Below are 12,362 nucleotides of genomic sequence, written 5' to 3'. Positions count from 1 at the left end.
CCGGGGGTTCGGCGGGTCGCCCGGGCCCCGGCCTGAGCGAGTGTGTGTCGCGGGCCCGTGGCGGCCGGGCGGCGTGAGAGCGTCGGGGGATGGTGGAGAGCGGTGGCCGGGCGGCCGTGGTGCACGAGGTGCCGTACTACGCGCAGTGGGAATCCCCGGAGCTGGTACAGGAGATCATCGACGGATCGGTGGGCGCGGCGGACGACCCGCGCTGGGGGCAGTCGGGGGCGCGGACGCCGGAGGACTACGCGTACTGGTCCTGGCGGCTCTGCGGAGTGGCGTGCCTGCGGATGGCGCTCGACCGCTGGTGGGGTGTGGCGCCGCCGCAGGTCCCGCTGGCCGCGGAGTGCCTGGCGGCCGGTGCGTACGAGCAGGACGGCGAGCGGCTGCACGGGCTGATCCACACGCCGTTCGCCGCGTATGTGCGGGAGCGCTGGGGACTGGCCGCGCAGGCGCGGGAGCTGACGGCCGACGAGGTGGCGGCGGAGGTGACCGCCGGGCGCCTGGTGATGCTGTCCGTGCACCCCGCGATCCGCGAACCCGAGGGGCCCGAGCCGCACCGGCGCGGCGGGCACCTGGTGCTGGCGGTGGGCGTCACCGGCACGGCGCTGGTGATCCACAACCCGTCCGGGTTCGCGGGGGAGTCGCAGGCCTACGCGCACGTGCCCTGGCGGCTGTTCGACCGGTTCTACGCAGGGCGCGGGATCGTGCTCGGCCCGCCGGCGCACGGCCGGTCGGCCGGGGCGGGAGAGCGGGAGACGGCGGACGCGGCGGGGGCTCCGGACGCGGCGGGGGCTCCGGGGGCGGCGAACGCGGGGAGTTGAGCGGCGGCCGGATCGGGCGGCTGGGGGGAACCGGCCATCGGCCCGGCCGTCCGGCACCGGCGGTCGAAGTGGCCGGTGCCGGGCGTCCGGTGTCGACGGATCAGGTCCTCGGTGTCAGGCCGTGGTGGCCGGCAGGCCGATCGGGTTGATCGGGGGCAGCGCACTGCGACAGAGCGCCGAGATCGGCGTGAGCGCGGCGGCGAGCCGGTCGAGTTCGGTGCGCGGATGGCTCTCCCACACCCGGGCGGCGGCCAGGTCGGTGGCGGCCTCCAGGGACTGGTGACGGATCCGGCCGCACTCGGTGATCGTGCCGCGCTCCGTCAGCCAACCGCGTTCCACCAGACGGGCGGTGGCGGCCGCCCACTCCTCGTCGGTCCAGCCGCGCATCGGCTGCAGCACCTCGCGGCGGACGTCCAGCGCGCAGCGCACCACCAGCGCCTCGCAACCGTCCAGCCCGGCGGAGACCAGCGCCGCGACATGGCCGTCGCCGCGGTGCTCGCGCATGACGGTGGCGGCCTGCCAGAGCCGTCCGTACAGGCCGGCCGGGCGGGGGACGGCGGCGTTGGCGGCGGCCAGCACCCGGCCCGCGCAGTCCAGCCGGTCGACGGCCCGCTCCAGCAGGTCGGCCACCCGTTCGACCTGTTCCGGCTCCACGTGCTCCAGCAGCCGGGCGAGCGCCGCCGAGGCGCCCGCGACCCGGGCCGCCAGGGCGCTGTCCGGATCCGCCCGCTTCCAGACGTCCGGCAGGGCGCGTTCCACCATCGAGGGCGCGAAGTTGAAGAACGCGGCGACCACCGGCGGTGCGTCGACCGCGCCCAGCGGCGCCGCCCGCCCGGCGAAGTAGCCGCGCCAGCCGCCGCGCAGTCCGGCCTCCTCGAACGCCGCGCGGCCCTCGGGGGAGAAGTAGGTGACGGCGTGCACCGGCTCGAAGAGCCACCACAGGGCCCGGGCGGGATGGACCAGATCGGCCAACGGAGGACCTTCCTCGGAGTGAGCACGGAGAGTGCGTGAGGGGGTGGGAGGGGGTGGTTCCGCGACTGCGTGAGGGAGCTGGGAGGGGGTGGTTCCGCGGAGCGGGCAGGGGTCCGCGGGGGGATTTCCGGTGCGGGCTCCGCGGAGGATGTGTGGCGGAAGAGGGGCGGGAACGAGGGCGGCCGGAGGTGCGAACGACGGGTTTCACAGGGCTGATGACCACGGCGGCGCTCGCGTTAACCCCCGAGCGGGTGTGATGCGGGTCACGGGGAGGGTTCGCCGTTCAGTTCCCGCCCGCTCCCCGCGAGATGATGGGGCGAGGTGGCCGTTTCGGGCGCCGGGAACCCTCGTAGGAAGCGAAGCATCGGAAATGGCGCAGATCAACCCCAGCATCCTGTCCGCGGACTTCGCCAGGCTCGCCGACGAGGCCGAGGCCGTCAGGGGTTCGGACTGGCTGCACGTCGACGTGATGGACAACCACTTCGTGCCCAACCTGACCCTGGGCGTCCCGGTGGTCGAGGCCCTCGCCCGGGCCACCGGCACGCCGCTCGACTGCCACCTGATGATCGAGGAGCCGGACCGCTGGGCCCCGCAGTACGTCGAGGCCGGCGCCGGCTCCGTCACCTTCCACGTCGAGGCCGCGGCCGCGCCCGTCCGGCTCGCCCGGGAGATCCGGGCCAAGGGCGCCCGCGCGTCCATGGCGCTGCGTCCCGCCACGCCGATCGAGCCGTACGAGGACCTGCTGCCCGAGCTGGACATGCTGCTGATCATGACGGTCGAGCCGGGCTTCGGCGGCCAGGCGTTCCTGGACATCATGCTGCCGAAGATCCGCCGCACCCGGCAGCTGATCGACAAGCACGGCCTGGAGCTGTGGCTGCAGGTGGACGGCGGGGTCTCCGCGAGCACCATCGAGCGCTGCGCCGAGGCCGGCGCGGACGTCTTCGTGGCCGGCTCGGCGGTGTACGGCGCGGAGGACCCGGCCGAGGCCGTCGCCAAGCTGCGCGCGCTCGCGGACGCGGCGACCGCGGACTCCTGGTGGGCCTGCAAGCACTGAGTCGTCGGGGACACCGCCCCCGGGCCGCGGTGACGAGTTGTTGATCAGCTGTGACGGACACGGTGCGGCCCGCGGGCCGGGCCCGACGTACAGTGCCGGCTGACTGTCGGAGGGGAGAACCGTGGACCTGGACCAGCAGGGGAGTGGACACGCCGGAGCGGTGGGTGTCGGGGTGGCGGGCGGCGTTCCGGTGCCGCCGCCCCCCGTCGCCCCGCCGCCGCCCGTGATGGCGCCGCCGCCCGCCGTGCCGCCCGTGATCGGCGTGACCGGCCGGGCCCGCACGGGTTCGTTCGGCCCGGGGGCGTTCGGCCCCGGCACGCTCGGGCGGCGCCGGCTGCTCAGGGCGGGCCTCGGCCTAGGCGGCCTCGCCGTCGTCGGCACCGGTACCGCGGTGGCCCTGTCCGGCGGTTCGGACGGCTCGGGCAGCCGGTCCGGCGGCTCCGGTGGCCCGGGCGTGCCCTCCGCCGCCGGTACGACCCCCGCCACGGCGCCCACCGGTACGGCGGCACCGTCCGGCGCCACGGCCGTCGTCCCCTCGCTCCGCAGCGAGGAGCAGCACTCGGCGGCCCGGAACGGCGCCGCGGTGAAGATGATCACGATCGTCCCGGAGGGCATCGCCCGCCCGGCCGACCTGCCGGTCTGCGTCGCCCTGCACGGGCGCGGCGCCACCGCCCAGGCGTGGACCGACCTCGGACTGCCGCAGATCCTGGTCGCCGCCATCGCGGCCGGCGTCCCCCCGTTCGCGGTGGTCGCCGTCGACGGCGGCGACGCCACCTACTGGCGGCGCACGCCGTCCGGCGACGACCCGCAGAAGATGCTGCTGGAGGAGCTGCCGGGCTGGCTCGCCAAGCAGGGGCTGCGCGCGCCCGACGCGGCGATGGGCATATCCATGGGCGGCTTCGGCTCGCTCCGCTACGCCCGCAACCGGGGCGCCGGCTTCGGCCCGGTCGCGGTGCTCAGTCCGGCGCTGTTCCGCAGCTGGGGCGACGCCAAGGCGGTGGGCGTCTTCAAGGACGAGGCCGACTGGCGCGAGAACGAGCCGCTGCTCCACCAGGACCAGCCGCACGGCCGCCCGATCGGCGTCTGGTGCGGCACCGAGGACCCGTTCTGCGACGCGGCCCGCAAACTGGCCGGCGACACCGTCCAGGCCCGCTTCACCCCCGGGGTCCACGACGCGGCGTACTGGCGCAAGGTCCTGCCGGACGCGGTCGCCTTCCTCGGCCGCGCGCTGGCGGGCCGCGGCGCCGGCTGACGGGGCGGGGCGGGTGGCCGGCTGATCGGCTCACCGGGTGGCCGGCCGTCCGGAGTGGGTGGAGCGCCGTCCCCGCATGGTGGATGATCATTGTCGACGCCCCTCCGGCCCGGACCGCACGGCCCCGGCCGGCCCCGACCCGTACGGTGGTGGATCCGCGACATGAGCAACCTCGACCAGAAGCCCGCTCCGACCCCCTGCGGCGGCGAGTCCGGCGCCGGACCGGTCCGCGAACTGCTGACCGGACGCCAGGTCCCGCTGGGTGAGAGCACCGTCGTGCGCCGCCTGCTGCCCAACCTCGGCCGCCGGATGGTCGGCGCCTGGTGCTTCGTCGACCACTACGGCCCGGACGACATCGCCGACGAGCCCGGCATGCAGGTCCCGCCGCACCCGCACATGGGCCTGCAGACGGTCAGCTGGCTCCACCAGGGCGAGGTCCTGCACCGCGACAGCCTCGGCAGCCTGCAGACCGTCCGCCCCTACGAGCTGGGCCTGATGACCTCCGGCCGTGCGATCTCCCACTCCGAGGAGTCCCCGCGCGCGCACGCCCGCTTCCTGGAGGGCGCCCAGCTCTGGGTCGCCCTCCCGGACGCCCACCGGCACACCGCCCCCGCCTTCGAGCACCACGCCGACCTGCCCGTCGTCACCGCCCCCGGCCTGCGCGGCACCGTCATCCTGGGCAGCCTCGACACCGCGACCTCCCCCGGCACCGCCTACACCCCCCTGGTCGGCGCGGACCTCGCCCTGACCGAGGGCGCCGACCTCAAGCTCCCCCTGGAGCCCGGCTTCGAGTACGCCGTGCTCGCCATGTCCGGCAGCGTCGACGTCGACGGCGTCCGCGTCGAACCGGGCTCCATGCTCTACCTCGGCACCGACCGCCGCGAACTCCCCCTCCTGGCCCGCACCGACGCCGCCGTCCTCCTCCTCGGCGGCGAGCCGTTCGAGGAGAAGCTGGTCATGTGGTGGAACTTCATCGGCCGATCCAGTGATGAGATCGTACAGGCACGAAACGACTGGGAGAAGACCTCTCGTTTCGGTGAAGTGCACGGTTACGACGGTGCTCGTCTGCGCGCTCCAGAGCTGCCGACACTTCAACTGAAGCCGCGTGGTCGAGTGCGCTGACCTGCGGGTATTCCTGATCGCGGGTGTCGGCATCGCAGTCCTCCGGTGAGCGGAGGGTTGGAGATGGAGCCACCTGTTGGACCGGTCGGTGGTCGGCTGTCCGGGTCGTCCGGCAGGGCATCTGCGAAGCGCGGCCATTCCCATCTGTGGGTGCGTTTGGCAGCGTCTAATCGGATCGATGCTGACCTTTTGCTGACTTATCTGACTGATCGTCAGGCAATATGGCGCATCCGAAGCGAGGGCGTCGTCGGGCGGGTCGGTCACGCTCTGTCATGACGCTGGTGGCATGTCGCATGTGGTGGGCCGGGCCGGAGGTTTCAGTCAGTGCAGGAGTGCGAAGGCGATGGCCGCGGTGCCGGTCACCACCGGTCTCGCCGCCCTGATCGCCGCAGCCGACCACCCCGACTCCGCGCCCCTGGCCGGCTCGGGCCTTCCGCGGCACGGGCGTCGGCGCCGTCGACGCGACGGTCGTGGCAACCGGATCTGACGGCGGCCGGGCCCGGCTCAGCGCACCCGACGGTCCTCCAGCGGGGCGGCGTGGCGGACGGGCCCAGGGGCACTGGGGAGGTGGGGCCGGTGGTTGACGAGGCGGACGGAGTTGCCGACGACGGCGATGCTGCTGGTGTTATGGAGTAGGGCGGCAAGGACGGGGTTGAGGGAGCCGCTGGCGCTGGCGAGCAGGCCGACGAGGTTGACGCCGGTGGCGAGGCCGTAGTTCTGGCGGACCACGCGCAGGGTGTGGCGGCTCAGCTCCACTACGGCGGGCACTTGGCGCAGGTCGTTGGTGGCGAGGGCGATGTGGGCAGCCTCCAGAGCGACATGGGAGGAGTGCTCGCCCATGGTGATGCCGACATCGGCCAGTGCCAGGGTGGGGGCGTCGTTGGTGCCGTCGCCGACCATCGCGACCAGGTGGCCCTCCGTCTGGAGGTCGCGGACGATCTGGAGCTTGGCCTCGGGCAGGGCGTGGGCGTGCACCTCGGTGATGCCGAGGGTGTCGGCGACGACCTGGGCGGTCTCGGGGGCGTCGCCGGTGAGCAGCAGGATGCGGGTGACACCGAGGTCCTGGAGCTGGCGCACGACGGTGTAGGCCTCAGCACGCACGGCGTCGGAGACGCCGAGCATGCCGATCAGGTCTTCGTCGTGGGCGAGGCAGATGACGGTCTCGCCGTGGGCGCGCAACTGCTCGGTCCAGAGCGCGGCCTGCTCGGGGAGGTCGACCCCGTGCCGGCGTAGCAGCGCCGGGCTGCCCACCAGGAGGCGGGTGCCGTCGAGTTCGGCGCCCCATATATCTCGGCCTCGCGCGCGGATGGGGAACCGGTCGGCGGGCACGATGATTCTGGCGGAGGCCGCCGTTATCACCATCAACCCTGCAGGGGATGGGAGCTTCGACCTGGCTTCCCATCAGGCACGGCGATACTCCACTCCGCTGTTGCCCCCGGACAGGTCTCACGCTGAACCGCACGCCCGCTCAGAGGCTGACTATGGACCAGCCGTCGCGCGCCAAGGCGTCGAGGTGGGGGTTTGCGCGGCCCTCGTGAACGGCGAGCGCGAGCAGGTGCCTGGCGCGTGTGGCTGCGACGAAGGTGGTCATCGCGGCATGCCGATCGGTGGCATTGAGGTTCCCGACGGGAGTCGCTCCGGTGATCACGGGGAGCAGGATGCCGAGATCGTGGCTCCTCCCGTGCTTGGTGGCGCATTCGAGGACGAGGGTCGCGCAGTGCGTCTCGCCCTTCGCGCTCGCGACGGTAGCTGTGAGCATCGATGGGAGAGTTTCTTCCGAGGCCTGCGGCAGCGGCGTGTGGGATAGCCAGAAGGCATAGGTGGCTCTGTCCATCGGGACGGGTGCGCCGACGGCCTCCCGCACCAGACTCCCGAGGCGGTTGACGAAGTCCTCCCAGGCGGCAGGGGTGTCGCAGTCGTTGTGCAGTGCCTTGACCAGGAGCACTCGCAGATGGTGGCCCGGTGTGCCTGGTCTGCGGTCGAGTTGGGGGAACGGCGGCAGACTATCCGGAAGAGTCGGGGGAGTGGTCGGTGCCTGCAACTCCCAGAGGAGAGCGCGGACGGCTCCCCACAGAACAGTGACCGCTGAGCCGACCTGGCCGGTGTGCAGCAGGACCGCCCTGGCACGCCGGTAGGCCTGCAGTAGCCGACTCACCTCCACCGCCGTCCCGGTATCCGGCTGGGGCAGGTAGCAGCCGACCGCGCGGGGGAAGAGCTGTGAGGTTCCAGGGCTCTCGCGAGCGCCGAGGACCTTCGGCGGGTGCGCGGCGACGGCTTCGGGCGGCACCGTTCGTCGGACGAGTTCGTCGAAAGCTGGCAGGACCCGGACGATGCTGTCCTTGGTGAAGGTGATGAGGGCGAGAGCGCTCTCGGGGCCGTGGCCGCGGATCTCCTGCGGGCGGTGAACCGCGAGTCTGCTCGCCACTCTCGCGGGCCCCGCGCCGAAGCGCAGGCTAACCGGGAGCTCCATCGCCTCCTCGTACAGGAAGCTCCCTGCCGCAGGTCCGACACCATCTGCACTGAGGATGCGCTGGTTGACGTCTCCTACACACTGCACGACGGTGCCGTCCTTGAACACCGCTTCCAACAGGCGGCGCTGTTCCTCACCGGTGTCCTGCATCTCGTCGATCAGGACGAACGGGAACCGGGAGCGCAGGCCGGCGGCCAGGCGGGGGTGCTGGTGCAGGTGCCGGGTGGCGATCGCGTACATGTCGGCGTAGCGGAAGACACCACGCAGGAAAAGGTGCTCCTTCAGTTTCATCAGCTGCTTGTAGCTGGCGGTGCCGCGCTTGAGGTTGTCGACCCGGACCTGCAGTTCCGGCTCGGCGGGGTCGAAGACGTACGTGGCTTCGGTGACCATCTTCAGCCCGTCACTCCGCCGTTTCAGGTAGGCCCTCAGCGTCGTGAACGGGCCCAGATCCAGAAGTCTGCGGGCCTGGGCGGCGAAGGCCTGGTCGTCGACGGCTCGGGTGGCGACCTTCAACGAACGCAGGGCCGGCAGAGCGAGGAAGGTGTGGACGAAGCTCTGGAACGTCCCGACGAAGTGCGGGTAGTGCTCCAACCGCCGTGCCCGTCCGGTCAGTCGGCTCGCGATCTCCTGGGTGGCTGTGTTGGTGTGGGACAGGACGCAGATGCCCTGGCGGTCGGACGACCAGTCGTCCGCCACCAGTGCGAGTTTCAGAGCGACGAGGGTGGTCTTGCCCGAGCCGGGGGCCGCCTGCAGGTGCAGTGGGCCGCGGGCTTCCAGGAACGCGAACTGCTCGGGAGACGTCAGGGCGAGGCCCATGCTCCGGGCTTTGGCTTCGATGCTTTCACGGTCCAGGGCGGTGGTGGACAGGGGCAGCGTCACGACCGGGCACTCCCGCGCAGGTAGCCGATCGCCTCCACCAGGTAGCCCGGCAGGTCCTCGGGAGCGATACCGGATGTCTCCAGTAGGCGGGCAGCGTGCTGGGCCGCGATCGGCTTACTGGTGTTTCCCACGCGCAGCGGACGGTAGATCCTGAGCGCGCACTCCTCCAGCGAGAGGCGATCGTCCTCCCGCCACTTCTTCACCTCCATGGCCGCGATCTCCTCGATTCCCACGAGGTCCTCCGCCTTAGGCCACTTGGAGCGCTTGGCCGCGCTGATCGCCTGGTGCATCAGCGTCGCCATCGGCCATGAGGCGCGAGCCAAGTCGTATTCGAGGGTCCACCAGTTCGACACGAAGGTCCGGACGGCCCCGCCGTCGCGCTTCTGCTTATTGACGATGCGTTCGCTCCGCTCCGCCGCGGTGAGGCTGCTCCACCGCGTGAGCTCCTTGGCCATTTCCTTGTCGGCTCCATCGGGAGCCAGGTCCATGTCCGTGATGCAGGCCACGCGTACCGGCGGCAGGGTGGAGTCCTTGCGCTGGAAGATCCGGGAATAGCGGAACAGACCGGTGCTGCCGACATTCACGATGCTGACGCCGTTCTCGGCGAATGAGTGGCCGGCGACACGGGCGAGTGCGGGGAGGAGCAGGACCTCCGCATCTCCCTCGACCATGGCGACGGCTCGGGCGAAGAAGAGGTTCGCCTTGGTGGCGTCCAGGAACCGGCTGAGGAACGCGTAGTCCGCGGAGTCGAGGTGGGTGCATTTCGGCCGGAGAGGGAACGTCCGGCCCCACGCCACGAGGGTCAGGTGCTCCACCGGCACACTGGAGGCGATGTGCGGGCTGTGCGTGGTGGCGATGATCTGGACGGGGGACTCGCCCCGGCTGCGGTCCTGGAGCAGGTCGACGACGCGGGTCTGCAGCTGCGGGTGCATGTGAGCCTCGGGCTCCTCGATGAGGAGGATGGGGGAGGTGCTTTCCCGGCCCAGCAGGAGGAGTTCGGCGGCCATGAACAGGGCGTTGTTGTAGCCGAGGCCGTGACGGGTCGACTCGGTGAGGCCGGGGTCGGGTGCGAAGGCCAGCTCGAGGCGCTCAAGGACGCTTTGGAGCGATGCGGTCGTGGCGATGCTGATCGCGCCGGAGAGGGTGTCCTGGCCGATGGCGAACCTGTTCAGGTATCCGCTGTTGAGCTCGTCCCGGGCTTTCTGCACCAGGGCGTTGGCATTGATGTGGTGGTCGGCGCGCTGCAGGATGCCCACCAAGGTGCCGGCGCTGTCCTCGGCGGAGTCGAAGTCGTCCTCCCGCTGCTCGTGCATGCCGGGGTACTGGGTGAGGATCTGCGACAGCCGGGAGTTGCGGCCTGCCCGCATCTCTCCTTCGGCGTCGCGCAGCGGCCGCAGGTATGTCGCGCGCAGACGCTCGCGGGCTTCGCCGTCGAGCGGGGTCTCGCCAGCACGCACCCTGACGGACATGCGGTGGGGCACATCCGGGTCGAACGGCTCTGCCCGCAGGGTCACGGTCAGCCGGGGGGCCTCCCCCGGGAGTGCGGTCAGGAACTCGCTGAAGGAGCCGAGTTCCTGGTCGTCGAGGCCTTCGAACGTACAGCTGATCTGAAGGTAGTCGGCTCTGCCACCGGCACCGTAGTGGAGGTCGTCCGCTGTGATGCGGGTGAAGTCGGCGCTCGACGTCAGGCACAGCCGGATCGCGTCGATCACGGCGCTCTTGCCGCTGTCGTTCTCTCCAACCAGAACGGTGAGGCCCGGCTGAAGAGCGAGGTCCAGAGCCGACCCGGGATCCGAGTCGGTAGCAGGCCCGCCGAAGATACGGAAGTTCTCGGCCTGCACGCGTGCCAGATACATGAACCCTCTAACGTCCTCTGGCTGCCGAGGCAGCCGCCACTCCCCGTACCGGCACGCTAGGACGGCCGCTCTCCGCGACGCAACGAAGTAACCATGTTGAAACGTGGGCAACCAGTCCGCCGATCGGCCTGGTGAGCACGTACCCGCCTCCGGGCGATGCTGGTGATCCAGCAGGCTTTGCGCCGGTCTGATTGAGCTGGAGCACGATGCTGGCTGAGCAGGACCACGCCGCCTCCGTCGGGCTCCGCGGTGGCGGGGCTGGTCCCATGAGCCGCCGCACACGCCCGCGGTCCGATACCGATGAAAGGATCGAAGTGTGCGCTCAGAAGAGCGCGTCCTGGTGGGGGGCGGTGAGGGCGGCGATCGTTGGGTTGAACACGCCGAGGAGCATGAACGTCCTCGGGCGGGCGGCGATGTTGCCGACGAAGAAGTGCGTGGCCCGCTCCGGCGTGACCATCCTGGTCCACCATCGCTCACGCAGGACGCCGGTGAGCCGGTCGGAGGGGTAGCTGCGGCGGAACTTGCGCCACGACTGGCCGGCTTCCCAGTCGTGCAGGCCCATGTTGTGGCCCCGACAGGCGTCGTCCTCGCAGCGGAAGCGGTAGCGGAACTCGTAGGGAACCCATTCGAGGGGCCGGTGGTCGGGGTGCAGCACGTCGGTCTGGTTGACGATGCCGTGCTGCTCCGCGCTCCAGGGGCTGGCGTCGGCGAGGCGGAAGGAGTCGATGCGCGCGGGACGGAAGAGCCCGAGGGAGGTGCCGTCGGCGGTCTGGAGACGTTTGATCGCGCACAGGGACGGCTGGATCAGCGGTCTGGCGATGTCGAGGCGCTCGGCCCAGCCGTTCCGGCTGCTGACCGTGTCGACGACCCGGAGGGTGTCCAGGTTGGGTCTCAGGCTCTCCGGTCTCCGGTCGGCATGGTGACGCCGGACGTCGACCTCGACGACGGAGTACTTCCCGAACTGCTTCTCCTCGTCGAGCAGCCGGTGCGGGACGGGGAAGAGCCGCACATGCCGCACCGGGTCGGTGTCCAGGCGGATGCCGGCGACGCAGCAGGTCTCCAGGTACTTGTGCGAGACGTCGGGATACGTCTTGACGGTGATCAGGATCCGTGCTCGTTCCCAGCCCGATGCCGACATGCCAGCCCCCTGGTCCGACTCCTGTCACCATTGGGCGGGCACGGTGCCGAAAGCGCAAGGGTGCCTGTTGGGCCGGGAGTTGAAGCGGATCAGGTCAGGGCGGCGACGGGCAGCGCGGTTCGCTGGTGCAGTTCGGCCAGGACGGCCTGGCGGTGGCAGCGGCTCTCGTCCTGCTCGAAGCACAGCACCGCCACCGAACGCTCGACGGCCAACTCAGCCAGTTCCTCCAGCTCCCGGCGGGCCGGTTCCGCCGCCAGGACGCCGGCGAACGCCGCCAGGCCCTCGTCGACGCGGCCGTCCCAGAACGGCGCCCGATTGTCCTTCGGATTGCCCAGGGAGCGCAGGTGCAGATAGGAGATGTCCGCCTCGGCCAGAGCCGCACTCAGCCGGGACTTGCTGAACCCGGGCTTGCGGCTGATCGGCGTCAGCCGGACATCCGCCACCGCGTCCACACCCGCATCGACCAGCGCCGCCACGAACGAGTCGATCGTGCGACCCTCGTAACCCGTGGACCACAGGCCCGGTACCGGACCCGCAACCGCCACCAGCTCGTCCACCGTCACCTCCAGGGCCCGCGCCAACGCCGCGACGGTGAACAGCCCGGGCTGCGCCACGCACTCGGTCTCCAGACGGGACAGTGTGCGCAGGGGCACACCGGCTGCGGAGGCCAACTCGGGTCGGGTCAAGCCGTGTGCCTCTCGCAGTGCTCGCAGCTGGCGGCCCAGACGGTGCGCGCGAGCACGTTCGGAGCTACCGGTGGTGGGGTGACCAGACATGGCGGAGTCCTAACGAGCA

11 protein-coding genes are annotated in these 12,362 nt (G+C 71.4%); 5 read left to right on the top strand and 6 right to left on the bottom strand.

Features of this window, described 5'->3' with window-relative positions:
* Positions 1-89 precede the first annotated feature (89 nt).
* The gene (locus tag OG618_RS08660) at positions 90-824 is read left to right on the top strand and encodes a C39 family peptidase (RefSeq protein WP_329486722.1); all 735 of its coding nucleotides are present in this window, start codon (positions 90-92) and stop codon (positions 822-824) included.
* Between the two features lie 114 nt (positions 825-938).
* Here OG618_RS08660 and OG618_RS08655 read toward each other — a convergent pair whose 3' ends face one another.
* The gene (locus tag OG618_RS08655) at positions 939-1,796 is read right to left on the bottom strand and encodes an SCO6745 family protein (protein ID WP_329486721.1); all 858 of its coding nucleotides are present in this window, start codon (positions 1,794-1,796) and stop codon (positions 939-941) included.
* Positions 1,797-2,166: 370 nt separating this feature from the next.
* On the opposite strand from OG618_RS08655, the gene rpe reads away from it, so the two are divergent.
* From rpe to OG618_RS08635, 4 genes are all read left to right on the top strand, one after another.
* Positions 2,167-2,850 (top strand): ribulose-phosphate 3-epimerase, encoded by a 684-nt coding sequence (gene rpe, locus OG618_RS08650; protein ID WP_329486720.1) that lies wholly within the window; start codon positions 2,167-2,169, stop codon positions 2,848-2,850.
* A 121-nt stretch (positions 2,851-2,971) separates the two neighbouring features.
* Positions 2,972-4,102 (top strand): alpha/beta hydrolase, encoded by a 1,131-nt coding sequence (locus OG618_RS08645; RefSeq protein WP_329486719.1) that lies wholly within the window; start codon positions 2,972-2,974, stop codon positions 4,100-4,102.
* A 162-nt stretch (positions 4,103-4,264) separates the two neighbouring features.
* Positions 4,265-5,224, top strand: a complete 960-nt coding sequence (locus OG618_RS08640) for a pirin family protein (protein WP_329486718.1) — start codon at positions 4,265-4,267, stop codon at positions 5,222-5,224.
* A gap of 343 nt (positions 5,225-5,567) precedes the next feature.
* Positions 5,568-5,711 carry a hypothetical protein gene (locus OG618_RS08635; protein WP_329486717.1) on the top strand — a complete coding sequence of 48 codons (144 nt, stop codon included), beginning with the start codon at positions 5,568-5,570 and terminating at the stop codon, positions 5,709-5,711.
* Between the two features lie 17 nt (positions 5,712-5,728).
* On the opposite strand, the gene OG618_RS08630 is transcribed toward OG618_RS08635, so the two are convergent.
* The 5 genes from OG618_RS08630 to OG618_RS08610 all read right to left on the bottom strand — a co-directional run bounded on the left by OG618_RS08630 (position 5,729) and on the right by OG618_RS08610 (position 12,343).
* Positions 5,729-6,553 (bottom strand): HAD-IC family P-type ATPase, encoded by an 825-nt coding sequence (locus OG618_RS08630; protein ID WP_329486716.1) that lies wholly within the window; start codon positions 6,551-6,553, stop codon positions 5,729-5,731.
* 139 nt (positions 6,554-6,692) lie between these two features.
* Positions 6,693-8,573 carry a UvrD-helicase domain-containing protein gene (locus tag OG618_RS08625; RefSeq protein ID WP_329486715.1) on the bottom strand — a complete coding sequence of 627 codons (1,881 nt, stop codon included), beginning with the start codon at positions 8,571-8,573 and terminating at the stop codon, positions 6,693-6,695.
* Complete coding sequence (locus OG618_RS08620) at positions 8,570-10,414, bottom strand: ATP-dependent nuclease (RefSeq protein ID WP_329486714.1); 1,845 nt, start codon at positions 10,412-10,414, stop codon at positions 8,570-8,572. Before OG618_RS08620 ends, OG618_RS08625 begins: the two co-directional genes overlap by 4 nt.
* A 337-nt stretch (positions 10,415-10,751) precedes the next feature.
* On the bottom strand, positions 10,752-11,567 hold the full coding sequence (locus tag OG618_RS08615) for a hypothetical protein (RefSeq protein WP_329486713.1): 816 nt from the start codon (positions 11,565-11,567) through the stop codon (positions 10,752-10,754).
* Positions 11,568-11,656: 89 nt separating this feature from the next.
* A complete protein-coding gene (locus tag OG618_RS08610; RefSeq protein WP_329486712.1) occupies positions 11,657-12,343 on the bottom strand; it encodes a DUF488 family protein, N3 subclade in 687 nt (228 codons plus the stop codon).
* Between the last annotated feature and the right edge of the window lie 19 nt (positions 12,344-12,362).

This window comes from Kitasatospora sp. NBC_01246, assembly GCF_036226505.1.
GTDB lineage: Bacteria > Actinomycetota > Actinomycetes > Streptomycetales > Streptomycetaceae > Kitasatospora.
Note: the sequence above shows the minus strand (reverse complement) of the source record. Positions and strands in the feature narration are given on the sequence as shown.